This is a genomic window from Sphingomonas sp. G5 (assembly GCF_052660795.1).
Genome location: NZ_CP109660.1, coordinates 2,058,569 through 2,079,851, shown reverse-complemented (window position 1 = coordinate 2,079,851; position 21,283 = coordinate 2,058,569). Strand labels below are relative to the sequence as shown.

General features: G+C 70.6%; 21 protein-coding genes. 9 read left to right on the top strand and 12 right to left on the bottom strand.

Going from position 1 to position 21,283, the window contains the following annotated elements; all coding sequences use genetic code 11:
• Nucleotides 1–121: 121 nt before the first annotated feature.
• From NE358_RS10110 to pxpA, 5 genes are read right to left on the bottom strand one after another with little or no spacing between them, the layout of a single operon-like run.
• On the bottom strand, nucleotides 122–1,090 hold the full coding sequence (locus tag NE358_RS10110; protein WP_289938151.1) for a 5-oxoprolinase subunit C family protein: 969 nt from the start codon (nucleotides 1,088–1,090) through the stop codon (nucleotides 122–124).
• Nucleotides 1,080–1,976: a 5-oxoprolinase subunit B family protein gene (locus NE358_RS10105; RefSeq protein WP_289938149.1), complete on the bottom strand. Its 897-nt coding sequence runs from the start codon at nucleotides 1,974–1,976 to the stop codon at nucleotides 1,080–1,082. Before NE358_RS10105 ends, NE358_RS10110 begins: the two co-directional genes overlap by 11 nt.
• The gene (locus NE358_RS10100; RefSeq protein ID WP_289938147.1) at nucleotides 1,973–3,319 is read right to left on the bottom strand and encodes an acetyl-CoA carboxylase biotin carboxylase subunit; all 1,347 of its coding nucleotides are present in this window, start codon (nucleotides 3,317–3,319) and stop codon (nucleotides 1,973–1,975) included. The genes NE358_RS10105 and NE358_RS10100 overlap by 4 nt, the downstream gene beginning before the upstream one ends.
• 2 nt (nucleotides 3,320–3,321) lie before the next feature.
• Nucleotides 3,322–3,561 carry an acetyl-CoA carboxylase gene (locus NE358_RS10095; protein WP_279366688.1) on the bottom strand — a complete coding sequence of 80 codons (240 nt, stop codon included), beginning with the start codon at nucleotides 3,559–3,561 and terminating at the stop codon, nucleotides 3,322–3,324.
• Nucleotides 3,558–4,319, bottom strand: coding sequence for a 5-oxoprolinase subunit PxpA (gene pxpA, locus NE358_RS10090; protein ID WP_289938141.1), 762 nt, complete (start codon nucleotides 4,317–4,319; stop codon nucleotides 3,558–3,560). The genes NE358_RS10095 and pxpA overlap by 4 nt, the downstream gene beginning before the upstream one ends.
• Nucleotides 4,320–4,436: 117 nt before the next feature.
• On the opposite strand from pxpA, the gene NE358_RS10085 reads away from it, so the two are divergent.
• From NE358_RS10085 to ddaH, 3 genes are all read left to right on the top strand, one after another.
• Nucleotides 4,437–5,882, top strand: a complete 1,446-nt coding sequence (locus NE358_RS10085) for a PucR family transcriptional regulator (RefSeq protein ID WP_289938140.1) — start codon at nucleotides 4,437–4,439, stop codon at nucleotides 5,880–5,882.
• Between the two features lie 188 nt (nucleotides 5,883–6,070).
• On the top strand, nucleotides 6,071–7,423 hold the full coding sequence (locus tag NE358_RS10080; protein ID WP_289938138.1) for a purine-cytosine permease family protein: 1,353 nt from the start codon (nucleotides 6,071–6,073) through the stop codon (nucleotides 7,421–7,423).
• Between the two features lie 218 nt (nucleotides 7,424–7,641).
• Nucleotides 7,642–8,403, top strand: coding sequence for a dimethylargininase (gene ddaH / locus NE358_RS10075; RefSeq protein ID WP_289938135.1), 762 nt, complete (start codon nucleotides 7,642–7,644; stop codon nucleotides 8,401–8,403).
• Nucleotides 8,404–8,435: 32 nt separating this feature from the next.
• On the opposite strand, the gene dapD is transcribed toward ddaH, so the two are convergent.
• Nucleotides 8,436–9,356, bottom strand: coding sequence for a 2,3,4,5-tetrahydropyridine-2,6-dicarboxylate N-succinyltransferase (gene dapD, locus NE358_RS10070; protein WP_289938133.1), 921 nt, complete (start codon nucleotides 9,354–9,356; stop codon nucleotides 8,436–8,438).
• A 42-nt stretch (nucleotides 9,357–9,398) separates the two neighbouring features.
• Between dapD and dapE the strand changes: the two genes are divergently transcribed.
• From dapE to NE358_RS10055, 3 genes are all read left to right on the top strand, one after another.
• Nucleotides 9,399–10,475, top strand: a complete 1,077-nt coding sequence (dapE, locus tag NE358_RS10065) for a succinyl-diaminopimelate desuccinylase (RefSeq protein WP_103210896.1) — start codon at nucleotides 9,399–9,401, stop codon at nucleotides 10,473–10,475.
• Nucleotides 10,472–11,695 (top strand): putative hexosyltransferase, encoded by a 1,224-nt coding sequence (locus NE358_RS10060; RefSeq protein ID WP_289938130.1) that lies wholly within the window; start codon nucleotides 10,472–10,474, stop codon nucleotides 11,693–11,695. The genes dapE and NE358_RS10060 overlap by 4 nt, the downstream gene beginning before the upstream one ends.
• A 93-nt stretch (nucleotides 11,696–11,788) precedes the next feature.
• Complete coding sequence (locus tag NE358_RS10055) at nucleotides 11,789–11,959, top strand: DUF3117 domain-containing protein (protein ID WP_074615842.1); 171 nt, start codon at nucleotides 11,789–11,791, stop codon at nucleotides 11,957–11,959.
• Between the two features lie 65 nt (nucleotides 11,960–12,024).
• Here the strand turns inward: NE358_RS10055 and NE358_RS10050 are convergent, their stop codons facing one another.
• Complete coding sequence (locus NE358_RS10050; RefSeq protein WP_289938126.1) at nucleotides 12,025–12,660, bottom strand: O-methyltransferase; 636 nt, start codon at nucleotides 12,658–12,660, stop codon at nucleotides 12,025–12,027.
• Between the two features lie 72 nt (nucleotides 12,661–12,732).
• On the opposite strand from NE358_RS10050, the gene NE358_RS10045 reads away from it, so the two are divergent.
• Nucleotides 12,733–13,104, top strand: coding sequence for a twin-arginine translocase TatA/TatE family subunit (locus NE358_RS10045; protein ID WP_103210893.1), 372 nt, complete (start codon nucleotides 12,733–12,735; stop codon nucleotides 13,102–13,104).
• 228 nt (nucleotides 13,105–13,332) lie between these two features.
• On the opposite strand, the gene NE358_RS10040 is transcribed toward NE358_RS10045, so the two are convergent.
• From NE358_RS10040 to NE358_RS10030, 3 genes are read right to left on the bottom strand one after another with little or no spacing between them, the layout of a single operon-like run.
• Nucleotides 13,333–14,481, bottom strand: a complete 1,149-nt coding sequence (locus tag NE358_RS10040; RefSeq protein ID WP_103210892.1) for an Mrp/NBP35 family ATP-binding protein — start codon at nucleotides 14,479–14,481, stop codon at nucleotides 13,333–13,335.
• On the bottom strand, nucleotides 14,478–15,005 hold the full coding sequence (locus NE358_RS10035) for a DUF1003 domain-containing protein (RefSeq protein ID WP_103210891.1): 528 nt from the start codon (nucleotides 15,003–15,005) through the stop codon (nucleotides 14,478–14,480). The genes NE358_RS10040 and NE358_RS10035 overlap by 4 nt, the downstream gene beginning before the upstream one ends.
• A complete protein-coding gene (locus NE358_RS10030) occupies nucleotides 15,005–16,324 on the bottom strand; it encodes a magnesium transporter MgtE N-terminal domain-containing protein (protein WP_103210890.1) in 1,320 nt (439 codons plus the stop codon). Before NE358_RS10030 ends, NE358_RS10035 begins: the two co-directional genes overlap by 1 nt.
• 71 nt (nucleotides 16,325–16,395) lie before the next feature.
• Here NE358_RS10030 and NE358_RS10025 point away from each other — a divergent pair, with 71 nt between their 5' ends.
• Entirely contained in the window at nucleotides 16,396–17,142 is a 747-nt protein-coding gene (locus tag NE358_RS10025) for a YflT domain-containing protein (protein ID WP_289938124.1), read from the top strand.
• On the top strand, nucleotides 17,139–17,807 hold the full coding sequence (locus NE358_RS10020) for an alpha/beta hydrolase family protein (protein ID WP_258027982.1): 669 nt from the start codon (nucleotides 17,139–17,141) through the stop codon (nucleotides 17,805–17,807). Before NE358_RS10025 ends, NE358_RS10020 begins: the two co-directional genes overlap by 4 nt.
• A gap of 165 nt (nucleotides 17,808–17,972) precedes the next feature.
• On the opposite strand, the gene NE358_RS10015 is transcribed toward NE358_RS10020, so the two are convergent.
• Complete coding sequence (locus tag NE358_RS10015) at nucleotides 17,973–19,748, bottom strand: gamma-glutamyltransferase family protein (protein ID WP_289938123.1); 1,776 nt, start codon at nucleotides 19,746–19,748, stop codon at nucleotides 17,973–17,975.
• Nucleotides 19,745–21,208 carry an aminopeptidase P family protein gene (locus NE358_RS10010; RefSeq protein ID WP_289938121.1) on the bottom strand — a complete coding sequence of 488 codons (1,464 nt, stop codon included), beginning with the start codon at nucleotides 21,206–21,208 and terminating at the stop codon, nucleotides 19,745–19,747. Before NE358_RS10010 ends, NE358_RS10015 begins: the two co-directional genes overlap by 4 nt.
• Between the last annotated feature and the right edge of the window lie 75 nt (nucleotides 21,209–21,283).

Here is a 21,283-nt window from a genome sequence, read left to right as displayed (position 1 = left end):
TGCGCCGGCCCCGTTCACGCACGAACGCGGTCCGCGCACGAGAACGCAGCGAGGTCGTGCTCCCGGGTGCGAGTCGCGTTCACGCGTGGGGTGGGGCGGATGCCACGAGGTCGGCGTGGCGTCAGAGCGAGGTCACGATGCGGGCGACCCGTGCGCGACGCTCCGCCCGCGCGTTCAACGCCGACTCCCTGTCCACCGCGACGAACCGGGTGCGCGTGCCGGGAGCGGCGCGAGCGACGAGGTCCATGTCGGCGCTGATGACGGTGGCGACCATCGCGTAGCCGCCGCCCGACACAGCGTCGCGGTGCAGCACGATCGGCTGCGTACCGCCCGGGATCTGGATCGAGCCGACCGCGTACCCGGCGTCGACGATGTTCGAGGGGTCCTGACCCGCGCCGAAGGGCTGTTCGCGTTCCCTCCACTCCACGCCGGGACCCGAGTAGCGCAGTCCCATGCGGTCGGCGGTGGGGGTGAGCGTCCAGTCCTCCTCGACGAGGCGACGGCGCCCCTCGCTCGAGAGCAGGTGGTCGTAGAGGCCGAACATGATGCGCACCTCCTGCTCGCGAGAGAAGACGGGCCTGTCGGACTCGGCGATGGTGTCGCCGGCGGGTAGCGGGTGGGTCGGCTCGAGGGTCTCCACGACGTCTCCGGCGCGCAGCGCCCGGCCCTCGATTCCGCCGATCCCGCCGATCGCGTAGGTCGAGCGACTCCCCAGGGCGAGAGGAACATCGATCCCGCCGCGCAGGGCGATGAAGAATCGCGTGCCGCCCTGGATGACGCCGAAGGACAGTTCGTCGCCCGCCTCGAGCCGCAGACGCGTCCAGGCGGGGCGCGGCGCACCGTTCACGCGGACCTCGATGGGCGCGCCCGTGACGGCGATCTCGATCGGAGCGGTCGCGGCGATGACCGGACCCATGTACGCGCACTCGAGCACGGCCGCCTCGGGACCATTGCCGACGAGCGCGTTCGCGAGGCGCGCGGACTCCTGGTCCATCGCCCCGCCCTGAGGGAACCCCAGCGCGTAATGCCCGATGCGACCGAGGTCTTGAACGGTGGTGGCCAGTCCGGGCTGGCGGATTTCACATGCCATCGAGAACCTCGATCATCGTGCGGTTGGCGGCGAGCGGGTCGGCGAGCGTGGCGCCGAGCGAGAAGGTGACGGGAGCCTGACGGTAGCGGTAGGTGCCAGCCTCGACCTCATCCTGGATGCGGGTGTACTCCGCCTCGTCAACGGGGCGGAAGCGCACGATGTCTCCGGCGCGGAAGAGCACGGACGACTCGACGAAGTCGGGCAACGTCTGCTCGGGCTGATAGATGGGTGGGGCGACGATGCCGAACATCTGGTAGCCGCCCGCCCCGCGGACCGAGTAGATCGCCCCGAAGCACCCGCCGTGACCGAGGGTCAGCCGGGGCGTGTCGGTGCGCGGGCTGAGGTACTTCGGCACCTCCAGCTGCTGCTCGCGATCGACGAGTTGGTACAGGAACGGAAGCCCCGCCACGAAGCCGACCATCGACACCAGCCACGGTTGGGAATGATGGCGTCGGATGAACTCCGCCTTGTCGCTGAGCCCGTTCACCCGTGCCGCATAGTCGAGATCGCCCGACGACGGGTCCTGGTGGTACCCCTCGCGGAAGCGCTGCGCGGTCTCTGCGGTGAAGGGATCGTCGTACCAGACGGGCACCTCGATGATCCGCGTGCGCAGAACGTCGTCGGCATCCGTCGCGCCGGCCTCGATCTCTCGGACGACGCTCTCGAGCGTCTCCGCCGAGAGCACATCGGGATCGAAGCGGATGAGCAACGACGCGTTCGCGGGGCAGATGTCGATCACCCCCGGCAGGGCGCGGTCGGCGACCCCGCGCGCGATGGTCATAGCGCGGAAGTTGGCGGCGAGCCCCATCGCCTCGTCGATCTCGGCGAAGAGGAACTCATCCCCTCCCCAGGTCAGACGGGCGGGGGCGATCGAGACATCGGTCATGAGCGGTTCCACGCTTCCGGTTCGGCTTCGATGAACGTCGTGTAGTGCGCCACGTCCCGGAACGCGCGGGCGTCCACGAGGGCGCGATGGAGGGGGAGGGTCGTCTGGATGCCGTCGATCACGGTGTCCGCGAGAGCGCTCGACATGGCGCGGATCGCCGTGTCGCGATCGTCGGCGTGCACGATGAGCTTCGCCACGAGGGAGTCGTAGAACGGTGTCACCACCGAGCCCGTGCGGAAGCCGGCATCCATCCGCACGCCCTCGGGCCACGAGAAGCGCTCGATCGTGCCGGGGCTCGGGAAGAACCCGCGCGCGGGGTCCTCGGCGTTGATGCGGCATTCGATCGCGTGGCCGTTCAGCTCGACCTGGTCCTGCGTCAGCGAGAGCGGTTCGCCATCGGCGATGCGCAGCTGCTCTGCCACCAGGTCGAGCCCGGTCAGCGTCTCGGTGACGGGATGCTCCACCTGGAGACGCGTGTTCATCTCGATGAAGAACGCGTCTCCGGATGCCGGATCGTAGAGGAACTCGACGGTTCCGGCCCCGGAGTATCCGCACGCGCGGGCCAGATCGACCGACGATTGGCGGATGCGTTCGCGCGTGGCGTCGGAGAGTCCCGGCGCCGGTGCCTCCTCGAGGACCTTCTGCGATCGACGCTGCATCGAGCAGTCGCGGTCGCCGAGGTGGATGGCATCCCGACCGTCTCCGAGGATCTGCACCTCGACGTGACGGGCGTGATTCACGAAGCGCTCGAGGTACACCGCGTCGTCGCCGAACGAGCCGCGCGCTTCGCTGCGGGCGATGGAGAGCGCCTCGTCGAACTCGTCGGGGGAGCGGACGAGACGGATGCCGCGGCCCCCGCCGCCCGCGCGCGCCTTGATCAGGAGGGGGAAGCCCACGGCGGCGGCCGCAGCCGGCGCGTCGTCGTCGTCGCCCAGGGCTCCGTCGCTGCCGGGGAGGGTGGGGACGGCGGCCGCTCGTGCGGCGACGATCGCGCGGGCCTTGTCGCCCATCAGCTCGATGGTCGTGGGATCGGGACCCACCCACACCAGTCCGGCGTCGATCACCCGGCGGGCGAAGCCGGCGTTCTCGCTGAGGAAGCCGTAGCCGGGGTGGATCGCGTCCGCGCCGTGGGTGCGGGCCGCGTCGAGGATGGCGTCCTGCGAGAGGTAGGACTGTGCGGCGGGGGCCGGGCCGATCACGGCGACCGCGTCCACGACCTCGGTGATGAGGGCCTCGCGGTCCGCCTCCGACACCACGGCGACGGTCTCGATGCCGAGGGTGCGCGCGGTGCGGGCGATGCGCACCGCGATCTCTCCTCGGTTGGCGATGAGCAGACGCTTCATGTTCACGTCTCGGAGATGGTGACGATCACGTCGCCGGGGTTGACCGCGCCGTTGTCGGCGACGAGGAACTCGCCCACGACGCCGGCAACGGGCGCGGGGATCTCGGAGAACTGCTTCATGATCTCGATGACGCCGATCGTCTGACCGGCCTCGACGGTGTCGCCCGTCTCGATGTAGGGGTCCTTGCCCGGACCCGGACGGCGATAGAACACACCGGGAAGCGGCGAGATGATGTCGGTCATGCGTTGTCTCCTTCAGGGGACGTGGTGGAGCGGTCGTGATCGTCGAGGACCTCGCGAACGGCGCGGGCCACGACGACGGCGGAGGGTGCGTCGGAGTGGACGCACACGGTCTGGAAGCTCAGGGTCAACGGGGTGCCGTCGGCGGCGGCGACGGTCTCGCCTCGGATGGCGCGAGAGACGCGCTCGGCGGCCGCGGCCGGATCGGTCTCGTGCGCGGACCGCGTGAGGATGAGTCGAGCGCGAGCGTCGTAGTCCATGTCGACGTACATCTCGGCGACGAAGTCCACGCCCTCCTCGCGGCACACGCTTTCGTGGGCGGTGCCCGCCAATCCGAGGAACGGAACGCCGAAGGCCTTGGTGGCACGAGCGGCGGCACGCATGAGCTCGGGATCGTCGGCGAGCATTCCCCACAGGGCGCCGTGGGGCTTGATGTGCGACAGCGGGTGCCCGGCGCGCTCGAGGAAGCCGCAGAGGGCTCCCACCTGGTAGGTGAAGAGGTCGTCGACCTCGTCGGGGGTCAGCGCCATGCGTCGCCGCCCGAAGCCGACGAGGTCGGGAAGGCCGGGGTGCGCGCCGACACGTACCCCGTGCTCCGCGGCGAGCGAGACCGTCGTCCGCATGACCTGGGGGTCGCCGGCGTGGAATCCGCACGCGACGTTGATGAGGTCGACGAGAGGCATGAGGTCGGCGTCGTACCCGAAGCGGTGCAGACCGATGCCCTCGCCCATATCGGCGTTGATCGTGAAGTGCTGGGACATTCCCACAGAGTACGTTTCCGGGATGCCGGGTCCTCTCGGCCGTATGCTCAACATCGACTGTTCGATTGTTCAAGGTGCACAACGTGTTCCGGTCGACGGCGGGGGAGGACGGCGCGAATGCGACTCGCGGACCTCATCGGCGACGAGATTCTCGGACTCCGTCTCGTCGGCGACCCGCCGTCGGATCGTCTCGAGCGCAACGTCACGGGCTGCTCGCAGTCCGAGCTGATGGACCCCTCGCCGTACCTGGCCCGGGGCGAGCTCGTCCTCACTCTCGGAATGGGGATGAACGTGCGCGACGTGCGCACCTGGGACGCGTACGTCGAGCGGATCGTGAGCGCGGGAGCGACCGCCCTGGGGTTCGGACTCGGCCCGGTGCACGCCTCGATCCCCGAGGGACTCGCCCTCGCGTGTTCGCACTACGACCTGCCCCTGATCGAGCTCGCCCCCGACTTTCCGCTGATCAAGCTGTCTCGCCACGTCTGGCAGGAGCTCGCCGCCGAGCGCTACGAGATCGCCCGCCGTGGGTGGGAGCTCGCCGACGACTGCATCCACGAGGCGACCGAAGGGGCGCCCCTCAATCAACTCCTGCGCCGGCTCAGCGACACGGTCGGCGGACGCGTTCAGCTGCTCGATCCCGCGGGGTTCGAGATCGGTGCTGCGGGCGAGTCGCGAAACGAGCCCGGCCGCACCACGCGGGCGAGACTGCGCCTGCCCGGCGGTGAGCACCAGCATTTCCAGCTGGCTGTCGAAGCGCGCGACGAGACGATGCTGCTCCAGCCGCTTCTGGGACCGGCGCTCGCCGTCGTGGCGATGCAGTTGTCGAATACCCTGACGGCCCGCTCACCGATGCACTCGCAGTCGGCCGGGGTGTTCTTCCAGACGTTGCTCGACGCGCGCACCGACCTCGAGCATCAGCGCGCGGCGGCCGTCTCCGCCGGGTTCGTCCCCGAGGCGCCGTGGGACGCGGTGACGGTGCGGCGGCCCGAGGAGGTCTCGCTGGCGACGCTGCGCCTGCTGACCTGGAGGCTGCGGGTGCTCCTGGAGCGGGAGTACGCCCGCGTCCGGTTCTACGACGAAGCCGATCGGGCGACGCTGCTCGCGCAGGGTGCGCGCAACGACCGCCCTCTCGGGGACGTCCTCGCCGAGGTCGCGGACGTCGAGACGGGGCTCGACGTGCGTTACAACCGGGACCTCGCGTTCGATGAGATCGCGATCGCCCTGCAGGTCTCGCGGCGCGCACCGATGCAGTCGGGAGTCGCGCCGGCACCGGTCGCCGATCTGCTCTCGTTGGTCGAGGGCTTGCCGCGAACGGGCGTGGCGACACTGGCGCGTCGCGCCCTCGAACCCCTCGCCGACGCCGAGCCGGTGCTGCTCGAGACGCTCGAGGTGTATCTCGAGACGAGCGGCTCGACGAGGGCGGTATGCGAGCGGTTGTTCATTCACCGGAACACCCTGGCGTACCGCATGCGGCGCATCGAGACGCTGCTGGGCGTAGACCTCGAAGACGGGCAGGCTCGCGCCGTCCTCCTCCTGGCGTTCCGGCTGCGCCACGCGGGGTGACGACGATCCGGTGCGGGCGGCGTTGAGCGTTCTGCACAAGACCAGGCGAGAACTGTGGCGAATAGCCCATGCGGCCGCCGCGACCCGCGTCCATAGACTCCTCCACAACTCGCCAGCGCCCCTCGGTCGTCCTCCGCTGTACGACCGGCCTCGCTGACCTTCCGAGCGAGCTCACCCGACCCTCTCCCTTGGAGGTCTCTTTGTCGTATTCGTCGTACCTCGTCCGCGACACCGATCGTGTCCCGCGGTGGTCGCTCACCATGGCCTGGTGGGCCCTGTTCTCGGCCATGTTCTGGATCTACGTCGCCGTCGCCTCCGCCGGCGCGGTGGGCCTCGGCAACACGCTCATCGGCATGGCGCTGACGGTGGCGACCTACGGAGTGGTCAACCTCGTGCTGTCGCGGTACGCCGCTCGGACGGGTCTCACCGTCGAGCTGTTCTCCCGCAGCCTGTTCGGCATCCTCGGTTCGGCCCTGGCCACCCTGATCTTCGCGGCGACGGCGATCTACTACGCCGTCTTCGAGGGCTCGATCATCGCCGTCGCCCTGCAGAAGTCTTTCGGCGGACAGATCAATCTCTGGTATCTCCTGGTCGTCGTGTACGCGATCCCGCTCGCGGTGGGCCCGGTGCAACGGTGGCTGGACCGGCTCAACGGCATCCTGCTCCCCATCTACGTCGTGGGCCTCGTCGCCGTCGTCGTCGCGGCGACCGTGCAGCACGGCGCCCCGACGGCGATCTTCGATGTCGCCGCGGCGGGGCCGCTGCCCGGCTGGCTCACCTCGTACCTCATCTACATGGGCGTCTGGATCATGATGATGTACACCTTCGATTACGCCCGTCTCGGTCGCCCGGCCGATCGGAAGTTCCACGGCACGATCACCTTCGGGTGGGTGTTCTACCTCTTCACGTTCGCGGTCAACGGACTGATCGGGATCTACGTGATCGCGGCCACGGGGCACGAGGGGAGCGAGACCGGAGTCGTCGACGCCTTCCTCGGCACGCTCGGCTTCTTCGGCCTGCTCGTGATCTTCGTGTCGCAGACGCGCATCAACACGGCCAACTACTACCTGGCCTCGACCAACCTCGATGCCTTCGCGACGCGCGTGTTCCGCCTGGCATTGCCGCGCTGGGTCTGGGTGATCGTCAGCGGCGGCATCGCGTACCTGCTCATGCTCACCAACGTCGTCACGTGGCTGCTGAAAGCGCTCGCCTGGCAGGGAGTGTTCGTCACCGCGTGGGTGACCATCGCGCTCGTCGCCATCGCGCTGACCCGCGCTTCGGGGGCGCTCCCCGAGGTGAGGCGCGATCGCCTCTCGGCCATCACCCCGGGCGCGATCGTCTGGATCGTCGCCGCGGCGGTGGGGATCGTGCTCACCGAGGTCAACGCGGGAGTCCTCACCTCGCTGGCTCCGCTCGTCACGGTGGCGATCGCCGGGGTGGGGGCCGTGCTCGTGTTCCGTGCCTGGCCGCCGCGCGTCATCGACGAGGGCGGGGCGGATGCCGCCGAGTCGCTCGAGCTCGACGAGCAGCACCTGCGCTGACAGGATCGCCGCCCCGTCCCTCTCGCGAGGGGCGGGGCGTCTCGCTGTGCGTGCTTCGTCTGTCGTGGCGGGAGGGCGGATGCCGCCGCCTGAGGGGCCTGTTGTCGCACGAAGCGGAACATGCCCCGCGCGAAGCGGGACGTGGGGTAGCGGGGCGGGGGAGTGGATGCCGCACCTCCCGCGCGGGGGTCGACGAGGCCACCCAGTAGGGTCGGGTCATGCCGCGTCTGATCGTCCGCCGCCCCTCCCCGTCGCTCGCCGAAGGGGAGCTGACGCACCTCGACCGTGTGCCGGTCGACGCCTCTCTCGCCCTGCAGCAGTGGCAGGGGTACGTCGATGCCTTCCGCACCCGTGGGTGGCAGATCGTCGAGATCGACCCGGCCGATGAGCATCCCGACGGGGTGTTCGTCGAGGATGCGGTCGTCGTCTTCGGCGACCTCGCCGTGCTCTGCCGGGCCGGCGCCGTCTCGCGCCGCGGCGAGGCGGAGAGCGTGCGCGCCGGGGTCACGGCATCCGGAATCGAGCTTGCCGAGATCGTCGAACCCGCAACCCTCGACGGGGGCGACGTGCTCAAGGTCGGACGGACCGTCTACGTGGGCGCGTCGTCGCGGACGAACGCCGAGGGCATCGCCCAGCTGCGGGCGCTGCTCGAGCCGCGCGGGTGGGAGGTCCGCGAGATCCCGGTCACGAAGGTGCTGCACCTGAAGTCGGGGGTGACGGCGCTTCCCGATGGCACGGTCGTGGGGTTCGAGCCGCTGGTCGACGATCCGTCGCTGTTCCCCGTGTTCGCGGGGGTGCCCGAGGAGCACGGCACGGCCGTGGTCGTGCTCAACGACGACACGGTGCTGATGTCGTCGGACGCCCCCGCGACGGCGGACGAGCACCGGTTCCGCGGCCTCGAGGTCGTGACCGTCGATGTGAGCGAGTTCGAGAAGCTCGAGGGCTGCGTGACCTGCCTGTCGGTGCGGGTGCGCGACTGAGGCGATCCGAAAAACGCCCTCGCGAGCAGGCCTCAGGCGTGCAGAGCCTCGTTCAGCGTCACACCGACACCGGCGCGGGCCGAGGCCTCGACGGCGCCGGTGAGGGAGTTGCGGCGGAACAGGATGCCGTCGCGACCCGACAGCTCGCCCGCCTTGACCGTCTCGTCGCCGACGCGCACCTTCGTGCCGGCGGTGACGTAGAGACCGGCCTCGACGACGCAGTCGTCACCGAGCGAGATGCCGATGCCCGCGTTCGCACCGAGGAGGGTGCGCGCGCCGATCGAGACACGGTGGGTTCCGCCGCCCGAGAGGGTACCCATGATCGAGGCTCCGCCGCCGATGTCGGTGCCGTCGCCGATGACGACGCCCTGTGAGACGCGGCCCTCGATCATCGACGAACCGAGCGTGCCGGCGTTGAAGTTGACGAAGCCCTCGTGCATCACGGTCGTACCGGGGGAGAGGTGCGCGCCCAGGCGCACGCGCGAGGCATCGGCGATGCGCACGCCCGCGGGGAGCACGTAGTCGGTGAGGCGCGGGAACTTGTCGAGGCCCTGCAGCTCGATGCCGTGACGCTTCAGCTGCGGCAGCAGTCGAGCCGCGTCGTCGGGGTGCACGGGACCGCCGTTGGTCCAGGCGACGTTGGGGAGGTGGCCGAAGATCCCGTCGAGGTTGATCTCGTTGGGGCGCACGAGCAGGTGGGACAGCGCGTGCAGACGCAGGTAGGCGTCCGCGGTCGAGGCGGGGGGCTCGTCGGCGTCGATCGTGAGCGCCACCCTCTCGACGACGACACCGCGTCGCTCATCGGGGCCCGCGGAGGATTCGAGCGCCGCCTTCTCGGCATCCAAGTCTGTCGAATCGCCCAGGACAGGGTTCGGGAACCAGGCGTCGAGCACCGTGCCCCCGGTGGTCCGCGTCGAGAGGCCGGCAGCACTGATGCGTCGTTCGTTGCTCACCGTCCCAGGGTACTGGGGCACTGCCTGTGGGAAGATCGGGGCATGCCCGCGCTCGACCTCACCCAGTCCTCGGCCGCCCTCACCCGGGCCGTTTGCGACATCCCCAGCGTCTCGGGAGACGAGACCCCTCTCGCGGATGCCATCGAGGCCGCCGTCTCCGCGTACGCCCACCTCGAGATCATTCGCGATGGCGACACGATCGTCGCCCGGACCAACCTCGGTCGCGACCGTCGCGTCGTGATCGCCGGGCACATCGACACCGTGCCGATCAACGGCAACCTCCCGGTGGAGGACCGCTCTGTCGACGGCGTCGACGTGATCTGGGGGCGCGGGACGGTCGACATGAAAGCCGGTGTCGCGGTGCAGCTGAAGCTCGCCGCCGAGCTCACCGAGCCCCCGGTCGACATCACGTGGATGTGGTACGACCACGAAGAGGTCGACTCCGCCCTGAACGGCCTCGGCAGGCTGTCGCGCAACCGCCCGGATCTGTTCGAGGGCGACTTCGCCATCCTGGGCGAGCCCAGCAACGGCGAGGTCGAGGGCGGCTGCAACGGAACGCTCCGTGCGATCGTTCGCACCGAAGGTGTCCGCGCCCACAGCGCGCGATCGTGGATCGGTGAGAACGCGATCCACAAGGCGGCCCCGATCCTCGCGCGCCTGGCAGAGTACCGCGCCCGCGAGATCGAGGTCGAGGGACTGGTCTACCGCGAGGGGCTCAACGCCGTGAGCATCTCGGGTGGCGTCGCGGGCAACGTCATCCCCGACGCCTGCGCCGTCGAGGTCAACTACCGCTTCGCTCCGAGCCGTGACGCCGCAGCCGCGACCCGTGTCGTCACCGACGTGTTCACCGGTTTCGACGTCGAGATCGTCGACGTGGCAGAGGGCGCTCGCCCCGGCCTCGACGCGGCTCTCGCGAAGGAATTCGTGGATGCCGTGGGCGCCACGCCGAAACCCAAGTACGGCTGGACCGATGTCGCGCGGTTCTCGGCCCTCGGCATTCCGGCCGTCAATTACGGCCCCGGTGACCCGCACCTCGCGCACCACGACGAGGAGCGCGTGCCGCTCGCGCAGATCGACGCCGTCGAGCGCGGCTTGCGTGCCTGGCTGAGCGGGTCGTGACCACCGCGGCCACGACGCGCACGCGGGTCGGATGGGCGGATCGCCTGCCCGTGGCGGCACGTATCGCCATCGTCTACGCCGTGGCGCGCGTGGTCACGACGGGCTTCTTCCTTCTCGCGTCGGCGCTGTCGGGCCCGGGCTCGCGCTACGGAATCGCCCCCTCGCTCGAAAAGCTCGCCCTGGGGTGGGATGCGCAGTGGTACTGGTTCGCCGCCGTCTCGGGGTACCCGGTGGACCTGCCGCTCGCCGCCGGCGGTCACGTCGCCGAGAACGCCTGGGCGTTCATGCCTCTGTATTCGTATCTCTCGGCCGGACTGGGCTTCCTGCTCGGGTCGTGGGGCGCGGGGGCCGTCGCGATCTCGCTGGCCGCGGGCTACGGCGCCTGTCTCGTGCTGCACTCGCTGCTGCGCGAACGCATCGGCGCGTCGGCCGCGATGTGGGCCGTGATCTTCTTCGCGTGCGGGCCGCTGGCCGCCCTGTTCCAGGTGGGCTACGCCGAGGCGCTGTTCCTCTTCTTCCTCTTCCTCGCCCTCCGGTGCGTCCAGCGGCGCCAGTGGGCCTGGCTGTACCTCCTCGTGCCGGCGATGGGATTCACGCGTCCCGGCATCCTGGCCTTCGCCCTGTTCCTCGGGCTCTATGGCATCCATCGACTCTTCCGTCGACGCGCGGATCCGCTGCCGACACGCGACATCGCGCACCTCGTGGCGCTCGGCGGGCTCTCGGTCGTCGTCGGATTCGCGTGGCAGGCGATCGCGGGGTTCGTCACCGGCGACCCGGGCGCGTACCTGGCCACGGAACTGGCCTGGCGACGCAACTGGCTCGGGGACTCGAACGGCGGGTTCGTCCCCTTCGACGGGTTCGTGCAGGCCGCCGGGTTCTGGTTCACCCGCTGGGGGCTGGGCGCCGTGACCGGGTACGTGTTCCTCGCGCTGCTCGTGCTGGCCGTGGCCGCTCTGTTGCTGTTCTCGCCGCAGGTGAAGCGCCTCGGCATCGAAGTACGGCTGTGGTCGGCGAGTTACCTGGTCTACCTGCTGCTGGTGTTCTTCCCGCAGTCGAGTATCTTCCGGCTGCTGGTGCCGATCTCGCCGCTCTGGGGGGCTCTGGCGGTGCCCCGGTCCCGCGGGTGGAGGCTCGCGGTGCTCGCTGTGGCGCTGCTCGGACAGTGGTGGTGGATCTACAACATGTACGCCCTCGCGAACGCGTACTGGCAGATTCCCTGAGGCCCGTCGACCCTTGCTGCCCGCTCGGTACGACTCGCCACGCGGGATACCGGTAAACTTCTCAGGCAGACCAACGACGAAAAGGGGGCCGCGATGGCAGCCATGAAGCCGCGTACCGGCGACGGACCGATGGAGGCCGTGAAGGAGGGCCGGTTGATCATCGTGCGCGTGCCGCTCGAGGGCGGCGGGCGACTCGTCGTCTCGGTGAACGACGCCGAGGCGAAGGAACTCTACGACGTGCTCGGTGGTGTCGTCACCGCGTGACGCCCATCGACGCAGAGAAGGCCGGTCCCCGCGGGGGCCGGCCTTCTTCGTGCACTGGGGGAGGCTCAGTCCTCGGGCGGCCGTGTGGTGAGCTGCAGCAGACCCTCGCCGGTGGTCGACAGCGCGCCGATGACAGCGGGGGAGGACTGCACCTCCTGGATGAGAGAGCGGTAGGCCGTGGTCACCGGGTCACGGCGAACCGGGTCGGCCGCACCGTGCGCGAGCACTCGCGGGATGAGGACCGTGCCACCGGCGCGCACCAGGCGCAGGCCGTGCTCGACGTACTCGATGACGCCCTCGGGATCGGCGTCGATGAAGACGATGTCGTACGAGGCCTCGTTCATGCGCGGGAGGACATCCGCTGCCCGACCGGTGATGAACCGGGCCCGTGCGGCGGGTACCCGGGCGTCGAGGAACGCGGACCGTGCGGCTCCGAGGTGCTCGGGCTCGCTGTCGATCGTCGTGATGGTCGCGCGAGGGGAGCCGTGCAGCAGCCAGAGTCCCGAGACCCCGCCGCCGGTGCCGACCTCGACGATGTTGAGAGCGCGGGATGCCGCCGAGATCACGGCCGCCTGCGCTCCGACCGCGGGGCTGATCGGCGCCGCTCCGAGCTCGAGTGCGTGCGCCCGGGCGCGAGCGATGTGCTCGGGCTCGACCGTCGACTCCTGCACGAACCGTTCGTTCGCCTCATGACCGCTCACGTGGACCTCCTCAGATCAGGCTAGACGGCGGATGGTCGCTCACCCCCTAGGCGAGGCCGGTAATCTGGACGCATGTTCTTCGGCCTCACGATCGAGAAGCTGATGCTGATCGGCGTGATTGCGGCGGTCCTCGTCGGCCCCGAGCGCCTCCCGCGCTATGCGGAAGCGTTGGCCAAGTTCACCAAGCGCGCGAAAGAGACGCTGCAGGGTGCCCGCACGCGCATGCGCGACGAGATGGGCCCCGAGTTCGACGACGTCGACTGGAAGAAGCTCGACCCGCGGCAGTACGATCCGCGCCGCATCATTCGAGAGGCACTGCTCGACGACACCCCGACGGCGACCATGCGCGCCGCGGGCGCCGCAGCCCTCGCGGCGCGCGAGAAGCCGGCATCCGCTCCCTTCGTGGCGGGTGAGCGGCCGCCGTTCGACGACGAGGCGACCTGACGCGGATTCGGCGGCCGACCCGGGCAGTCATCTCTGAATCGGGTGGAGGTTCCTCCGCCTGTCGAAGGGCGGGGTCTGCGCGGTGGCTTCGACAGGATCCTCCGCCTGGGGCGGCGTCGGACGACGGCGTGTCACGAGAACAGGGGATGTCACCGGAACAGGCCGATTCGGCGCGAAACGCCCTGTTCTCGCGGCGGCGCCCTGTTCTCGTGACGGGAGCGGCTCGGGTCAGACGCCGAGTCGCAGCGGCTTGCCCGCCAGGCCACGCGGACGAACGGCCAGGGCCGATGCCGCCGCGTCGATCGCGCGCGCGGCCGGGTCGTCGGGGTGCGACAGCACCACCGGGCGCCCATCGTCTCCGCCGGCACGCAGGGCGGGACTGAGCGGCACGGATGCCAGCAGCGGCACGTCTGCATCGGCGCTCGAGAGAGCGCGGGCCACCTCGGCGCCGCCGCCGGCGCCGAACAGATCGAGCACCGTGCCGTCGGGGAGTGTCATCGCGGCCATGTTCTCGATCACCCCGATGGGGCGCTGGCCGGTCTGACGAGCGACCAGGCCGGAGCGCACGGCCACCTCGGCGGCCGCGGCCTGCGGGGTCGTCACGACCAGCACGTCGGCGTGGGGGAGAAGCTGGCCCACCGAGATGGCCACGTCTCCGGTGCCCGGTGGCATGTCGAGCAGCAGGACGTCGAGATCGCCGAAGAACACGTCGGTGAGGAACTGCTGCACGGTGCGGTGCAGCATCGGTCCGCGCCACGCGACAGCGCCCGCCGCATCTTCTCCGGGGCGGCGCAGGAACATGCCGATCGAGATGACCTTCACCCCGTACGCCACCGGCGGCAGGATCAGGTCGTCGAGCTTGGTGGGGGCGGGCGGCAGGCCGTCGGCGTCGACGAGCCCGAGCAGCCCGGGGATCGAGAAGCCGTGCACGTCGGCGTCGATCAGCCCGACACGCAGCCCCTTCGCCGCGAGGGCCACGGCGAGGTTCGCGGTGACGGTGGACTTGCCCACGCCGCCCTTGCCGCTGGTGACGGCGATCACGCGCGTCAGCGAATCCGGCCCGAACGGCATCTCGCGCTTCGCGCGTCCGCCGCGCAGCTTCGCGGTGAGCGCCTTCCGTTCATCGGGCGACATCACGCCGACCCGTATCTCGACCGCCTCGATGCCCGCGACCGAGGCCGCGGCATCCCGGACGTCTCTCTCGATGCGATCCGCGGCGGGGCAGCCGACGATCGTCAGGGCGATGCCGACCTCGGCGGTCGTGCCCGAGACGGCGATGTCGCGCACCATGTCGAGCTCGCCCAGCGGACGCCGCAGTTCCGGATCGGTGACGGCGGCGACCGCTGCGCGAACGCTCTCGGTGAGGGCGTCGCTCACGAGGCGGGCCGAGGAGCGTCGTCGTGCTCGTCGAGGCGCTCGAGGGCGGCCTTGAGCTCGGCCCGCAGCGTGTCCTTCGTGATGACCTCGTCGGTCAGGTCACGCACCGCCATGCGCAGCGCCACGATCTCACGGGCGAGGTACTCGGTGTCGGCGAGGTTGCGCTCGGCGCGCTGCCGGTCCTGCTCGATCTGCACGCGGTCGCGGTCGTCCTGCCGGTTCTGCGCCAGCAGGATCAGCGGGGCGGCGTACGAGGCCTGCAGCGACAGCACGAGTGTCAGCGCGGTGAAGCCGATCGCTGCGGAGTCGAAACGCAACTCGTCGGGCGCGATCGAGTTCCAGCCCATCCACACCACGCAGAACAGTGTCAACGACAGCAGGAAGGTGGGCGTCCCCATCGCACGGGCGACCCACTCGGTGAACCGTCCGAAGCGGTCACGCGAGGGCTGCGGGGCGCGGGGGGCCAGGACGCCGGTGCGGCCGCGCGGGGCGTCGAGAGCGGGCTTGCGGTTGGTGCGTGCCATCAGCGCCTCCTCGGGGTCTGCGGGGTGATCTGGGGGATGCTCGAGGTCGCGGTGGACCTCGTGGTCGTCCGGGGTCTCGGATCGTCGCTGTCGTGCGTACGCCAGTCGTCGGGCAGCAGGTAGTCGAGCACGTCGTCGACGCTCACGCAGCCGACGAGGCGGTGCGCCTGATCGACCACGGGGAGCGACACGAGGTTGTAGCTCGCGAGCAGGCGCGCGACTTCGGCCGCGGTGGCGTCGGCGGTGACCGGCTCCAGCGTGTCGTCGATGATCGCCCCCAGGCGCTCGTGCGGCGGGTACCGCAGCATGCGCTGGAAGTGCACCGTCCCGAGCAGCCGCCCGGTGGGCGTCTCGTACGGGGGCAGGGTGATGAAGACGGATGCCGCGAGGGCGGGGTGCAGCTCGTGCCGGCGGATGAGGGCCAGGGCCTCGGCCACCGTCGCGTCGGCCGAGAGCACGATGGGCTCCGGCGTCATGAGACCACCGGCGGTGTCGGGGCCGTACTGCAGGAGGGCGCGGACGTCGTCGGCCTCCTCCGGTTCCATCAGGTCGAGCAGCTGCTCGGAGCGCGACTCCGGAAGCTGACCGAGGAGGTCGGCCGCGTCGTCGGGCTCCATGGCATCCAGGATGTCGGCGGCGCGCTCATCGCCCAGCTGTTCGAGGATGTGAACCTGCTCGTCTTCGGGCATTTCTTCGAGGGCGTCGGCCAGTCGGTCATCGCTGAGTTCCTCAGCGACCTCGATGAGTCGCTCCTCGGGAAGGTCGAGCAGCGTGTTGGCGAGGTCGGCCGGCTTGAGCTCGGAGTAGGTCGCGACCAGCTGCTCGGCGGACTGCGCCTCGCCGGGCGTCTGGTTCTCGCGCACCTCGCCCCAGGCCGCGAAGGTCGTCGCTCCCTTGGCGAAGGGCGACGCGCTCGTGCGCGGGCGTCGGAGGAACAGCTGCCCCACGTCCCATTCGCCGAGCCGGTTGCGCTCGATCGCGACGTCTTCGATCACGGCAGTACCGGAACCGTCGACCAGGCTGACGCGGCGGCCGAGCATCTCGGCCATCACACGCACTTCGCCACCACGTTGCTGGAAACGGCGCACGTTGATGAGGCCGGTCGTGATGACCTGACCGGCCTGTATGGAGGTGACGCGTCCGATGGACACGAACACATGTCGTCGTCCGGGAATCTCGACGACGAGCCCCACGACGCGCGGTGCGGCGGAGGCGCGGTAGATCACCACGACGTCGCGCACCTTACCCAGACGGTCTCCCGCCGGGTCGAACACCGTGCAGCCCGCCAAGCGGGCGACGAATACCCTTTGCGTGCTCACTGGTCCAGCGTAGTCCGCGCCTCCTATGCAACGCCGGTGGAACGGTCAGGCGCGCATGACAGGATGGTGAAATGAGTATGTTCGCGCAGCGTCCGGGTGCCGGTCGCGACGAGGTCGGCGAGAAGATCGCCTCGTTCCCGACCTACGAGCAGGCGCAGAAAGCCGTGTCCTCGTTGATCGCCGGAGAAGTGCCTGCGCGCGACATCGCGATCGTGGGCTCGGGCCTGCGATCGATCGAACGCATCACCGGCAGGCTCGGGTACGCCACGGCGGCCCGCTCGGGGGCGCTGAACGGCCTCATGCTGGGCCTGTTGTTCGCCTTCATCTTCGTGCTCGGGATGCCGACCGTGCAGATCTCCGCCTTCATCGGTGTCTTGCTGGTCGGTATGGCGCTGGGCATGATCCTCAGCATCGGCACCTATTCGATCGTGCGTCGCCGCCGCGACTTCGCCTCGGTCATGCAGGTCGCCGCCGACCACTACGACGTGTGCGTCGCGGCCCCGAGCGTCCACAAGGCCCGCGGGATCGTCGGGCCCTCGGCCGTCGGCGGAGGCGCCGTCGTCTCGCGTCCGGTGGCATCTGACACTGCTCCTCCGCAGTACGGAGAGCGCGTCGCTCCGGGCACCGCTGCGCCGGTCGCTCCGCCGCGTCCGCCCGCCCCGACTCAGGCTCCCTCCCCGCGCGACGACGAGCCGCCGCGGTACGGCGAGCGGATCGCGCCCCCGTCCGAGCGCACCGCTGGGGACCGGGAAAACGCAGAGCGCCCCGCCGACGCTCGAGACAGCTCCGACGAGCACCCCGCCCCGACCGAGCGGTGAGCGCCGAGGCCGTCCGCATCGCCGTCGCGCTGCCGACGGGCGGCACCGAGGTATCGGGGCTGTGGTCCGCGGCCCCTGACTCTTCGGCGACCGTCGCTCTGGCGCACGGCGCGGGTGCCGGCATGGAGCATCCGTTCCTGGCCGGTCTGACCGATGCGCTCGTCGCCGAGGGCATCTCCGTCCTGCGCTTCGTCTTCCCGTATGTCGAGGCGGGCCGGCGCATGCCCGGTCCCGCGACGCACGCCGTCGCCACCTGGGCGGGCGTGCAGGCCTGGCTCGCCTCGGCCGCCCCCGGCCGCTACGTCGCCGCGGGCAAGTCGTACGGCGGGCGCATGGCATCCGTCGCCACCTCCGAGGGTGTGATCGCTCCCGCCCGGCTGGTCTACCTCGGCTACCCCCTGCACCCGCCCGGGCGGCCCGACAAACCGCGCCGCGAGCACCTGTCGGCGATCTCGGTGCCGCAGCTGTTCGTCGAGGGCGAGAACGACCCGTTCATCGATCCGCGGGACCAGTTCGACGAGGTGATTGCGTCATGTCGCAACGCCCAGGTGCACTGGATCGCGGGCGGCAACCACTCTTTCGAGGTGAAAGGCGCCCGCCGCCCCGCCGATGAGATCGGCGCCGGTCTGGCGCTCGTCGTCGCGGACTTCGCGCGCGGGGCCTGATCGGCGCAGCCCGGCGGATGCCCCCGCCGTCCGGTCGAAACCATTCATCGGTCGGTGCGCGTCGCGCGTGAATCCCGCCCCGCTCGGGAGAGACGAGGACCTCGCTTCTGCGGCGGCCGTCCGCTTGCGCGACCGGTCACGTGTGGGCGGGCACGGCACGGGGGCTCAGCGCCCGGCTGCATACCCCTGCGCGCCCCGCGGATTCGCGGCGGCCCACAGCAGTCCCTCGGCGTCTCGGCCGACCGCGCTCACTCGGCCCAACGCCCAGTCACCGGCCCGGCGTACGCGGTGCCCGCGCCGCTCGAGCTCGGCGATCAGATCGTCGCCCAAACGGTCTTCGACCACCGCACCCGCCGGTGACCACGTGCGCGGCCAGAACGAGTCGACGAGCGCCGTCGTGTGCAAGGTCGGGGCGTCGATCGCCTGCTGCGGGGAGTAGCCGCCGACGAGCATCCGTACAAGCACCGGCAGTTGCCACTGGTCCTGCTGATCGCCGCCGGGGGAGCCGATCGCGATGACCTCGTCGCCGCGGGTCAGCAGCGTCGGGGTGAGCGTGGTCCGCGGACGACGACCGGGGACGAGGGATGCCGGGTGCCCCGGCTCCAGCCACACCATCTGCAGTCGCGTGCCCAGGCAGAACCCGAACTCGGGGATCGTGGGGGAGGACTGCAGCCAACCGCCGGACGGGGTGGCCGAGATCGCATTGCCCCACCGGTCGATCACATCGAGGTGGCACGTGTCGCCGCGGGTCTGGCCCGAGCGATCGACCGTCGGCTCGCCGGTCGAGCCCGAGGCCATGGCGTGCGTCGTCCGCAGAGCCGGCAGGACCGGTTCGCGACCATCGGGGGAGCCGGGGCGCAGATCGAGCGACGCGTCGGCACCGAGGAGCGCGCGTCGGGCCGCGATGTACTCGTCGGTCAACAGGGCCTCGACCGAAACGGCGTCGTCGGTGTCGCCGAACCACGCGTCGCGGTCGGCATAGGCGAGCTTCTGCGCCTCGAGCAACAGGTGGGCGCCGTCCGCCGACCCGGGGTCGACGTCGTCGGCGTCCTCGATCAGTCGAAGCGTCTGCAGCAGCGCCGGGCCCTGCGACCACGCTCCCGCCTTGAAAACGTCCCACCCGCGGAACGACACCGACACGGCGGGCTCGAACGTCGCCCGCCACGACGCCAGGTCTTCGGCATCGAGGATGCCGGGATGATCGCGACCGTCGGCGTGCCGGTGCGGCTCCCGGAGGAAAGTCGCCGCCCGGGGGAGCACCTCGGTCATCCAGTGCTCGCGCGCGGCGTCGATGCGCGACTCCCGATCGATGGCGCCGGTCCCCGCGGCCGTGAGCGAGTCGAGCACGTCGGCCCAGGCCGGGTTGCGGACCACCGTGTCGGGTGCGGGCGGCTCGCCGGTCGGCATCCATCGGTCTTTCGACGAGGACCAGTGCGCGCGGAACAGGTCGGCGACCCGGCCGATCGTGGCGGCGGCTCCCGCGACCAGCGGATGGCCGTCTCGCGCGTAGCGCGTCGCGAAGGCGAGGACGTCGCCGAGCTCCCACGTCCCGTGATCGCGCAGCAGCAGCAGCCACGCGTCGACACCCCCGGGCACCGTTGCAGCGAGGCCGCCGGCGCCCGGGACGAGGTCGAGCCCGCGTCCGTGGAAATGCTCCAGGGTGGCCGCGGCGGGTGCCGGCCCCTGACCCATCAGGACGGACGGCTCGGACGCACCGGCCGGGCGCACGAGCGCGACGAGATCGCCCCCGGGGCCGTTCAGGTGCGGCTCGACGACGTGCAGCACGAAGCCCGCCGCGCACGCGGCGTCGAACGCGTTGCCGCCGCGTTCGAGCACCGCCTGTGCGGTGGCCGTCGCCGTCCAGTGGGTCGACGCCGACATCCCGAAGGTGCCGCGCAGCGTCGGCCGGGTGGTGAAGGATGCCGGCGGCGTGAACGTCATCGCGACAGCCGGGCGATCCACTCCTCGACCTCGTCCGCCGTGCGGGGGATGCCCGCCGACAGGTTGACCGGGCCATCGGCCGTCATGACGATGTCGTCCTCGATGCGCGCGCCGATACCGCGGTACTCCTCGGGAACGGTGAGGTCGTCGATCTGGAAGTACAGACCCGGCTCGATCGTGAACACCATGCCCGGCTCGAGCAGACCGTCGTAGTACATGTCGCGGCGGGCCTGAGCGCAGTCGTGGACGTCGATGCCGAGGTGGTGGCTCGTGCCGTGCACCATGTAGCGGCGGTGCTGACCGCCCTTGTCGGCGTCCAGTGCTTCTTCGGCCGTCACGGGGAGAAGACCCCACTCGGCGACCCGCGCGGCGATGACCTCCATCGCGGCTTCGTGCAGACGACGGAAGGGGACGCCGACCTTCGCGGCGGCGAACGAGGCGTCGGCGGCCTCGCGGACCGTCTCGTAGATACGGCGCTGGATGTCGGTGAACGTCCCCGAGACCGGCAGCGTACGGGTGATATCGGCGGTGTAGAGGCTGTCGACCTCGACGCCGGCGTCGACGAGGATCAGGTCGCCGGGCGTGACGGCGCCGTCGTTGCGCGTCCAGTGCAGGTAGCAGGCGTGCGGCCCCGAGGCGGCGATGGTGTCGTAGCCGACGCTGTTGCCGTCGGAGCGCGCGCGCTGGTGGAACACGCCCTCGACCACGCGCTCCCCGCGCGGGTGCTCGATGATGCGGGGGAGCTCTGCGACGATGTCGTCGAACCCGCGGCCGGTGACCTCGACGGCCAGCGCCAGCTCGGCGAGCTCGTACTCGTCCTTGATCAGACGCAGTTCGGAGACGAAACGCGTGACCTCGTCGTCCACGTCGACCGTGAGGTCGTGGTCACCGGGCTGGAAGTCCGAGAGGTGTGCGGTGGCGAGATCCAGGTCGGCGGCGACGCCGTCCAGGGCGGGGCGGGGGCCGATCCAGAATTCGCCGACCGTGGCGTCCGAGTAAAACTCCGCCGTCGTGCGATCGGCCCGTTCGCGGAAGTACAGCACGGCCTCGTGACCCTCGTCGCGCGGCTCGAAGACGAGCACGGCGTCGGGTTCGGCGTCGCGCCCCCAGCCGGTGAGGTGCGCGAAGGCGGAATGCGCGCGGAAGGGATAGTCGGTGTCGTTGCTGCGCTGCTTCAGACCACCGGCGGGCACGACGACGCGCCGACCGGGGAACGCCTCCGACACGCGGGCGCGGCGACGCGCGGCCCAGGCGGCCTGCTCGCGCGGCTGGGGGAGCTCGGCGGGGTGCTCGGCCCAGCCGGTCGAGATCGTTTCGAGGAAGCCGCGGGGGAACGGGGCCTTCCGATTGCTGGGGGCGTCGAGTTCGACCGCGTCGGGCTGCGGCTCCGCAGTCGGCGAGTCGGCAATCTGGCGGTCGGCGGTCGTCGCGGTCGTGTCGCTGGTGGAGGGGGCGTCCATCGTTCCAGTCTCGCACCGTCGGGCGCCGCGCGCACGACGGTCGGTTCGGCACGAGGCCGCAGGCGGTGGGTGGGT

Coding starts and splice junctions, on each gene's coding strand:
- pxpA (WP_289938141.1), bottom strand. CDS start 4,319: ATGTCCCAGCACTTCACGATCAACGCCGATATGGGCGAGGGCATCGGT.
- NE358_RS10110 (WP_289938151.1), bottom strand. CDS start 1,090: ATGGCATGTGAAATCCGCCAGCCCGGACTGGCCACCACCGTTCAAGAC.
- NE358_RS10095 (WP_279366688.1), bottom strand. CDS start 3,561: ATGACCGACATCATCTCGCCGCTTCCCGGTGTGTTCTATCGCCGTCCG.
- NE358_RS10025 (WP_289938124.1), top strand. CDS start 16,396: ATGAGTATGTTCGCGCAGCGTCCGGGTGCCGGTCGCGACGAGGTCGGC.
- NE358_RS10100 (WP_289938147.1), bottom strand. CDS start 3,319: ATGAAGCGTCTGCTCATCGCCAACCGAGGAGAGATCGCGGTGCGCATC.
- NE358_RS10035 (WP_103210891.1), bottom strand. CDS start 15,005: ATGGCACGCACCAACCGCAAGCCCGCTCTCGACGCCCCGCGCGGCCGC.
- NE358_RS10085 (WP_289938140.1), top strand. CDS start 4,437: ATGCGACTCGCGGACCTCATCGGCGACGAGATTCTCGGACTCCGTCTC.
- ddaH (WP_289938135.1), top strand. CDS start 7,642: ATGCCGCGTCTGATCGTCCGCCGCCCCTCCCCGTCGCTCGCCGAAGGG.
- NE358_RS10010 (WP_289938121.1), bottom strand. CDS start 21,208: ATGGACGCCCCCTCCACCAGCGACACGACCGCGACGACCGCCGACCGC.
- dapE (WP_103210896.1), top strand. CDS start 9,399: ATGCCCGCGCTCGACCTCACCCAGTCCTCGGCCGCCCTCACCCGGGCC.
- NE358_RS10045 (WP_103210893.1), top strand. CDS start 12,733: ATGTTCTTCGGCCTCACGATCGAGAAGCTGATGCTGATCGGCGTGATT.
- NE358_RS10105 (WP_289938149.1), bottom strand. CDS start 1,976: ATGACCGATGTCTCGATCGCCCCCGCCCGTCTGACCTGGGGAGGGGAT.
- NE358_RS10055 (WP_074615842.1), top strand. CDS start 11,789: ATGGCAGCCATGAAGCCGCGTACCGGCGACGGACCGATGGAGGCCGTG.
- NE358_RS10015 (WP_289938123.1), bottom strand. CDS start 19,748: ATGACGTTCACGCCGCCGGCATCCTTCACCACCCGGCCGACGCTGCGC.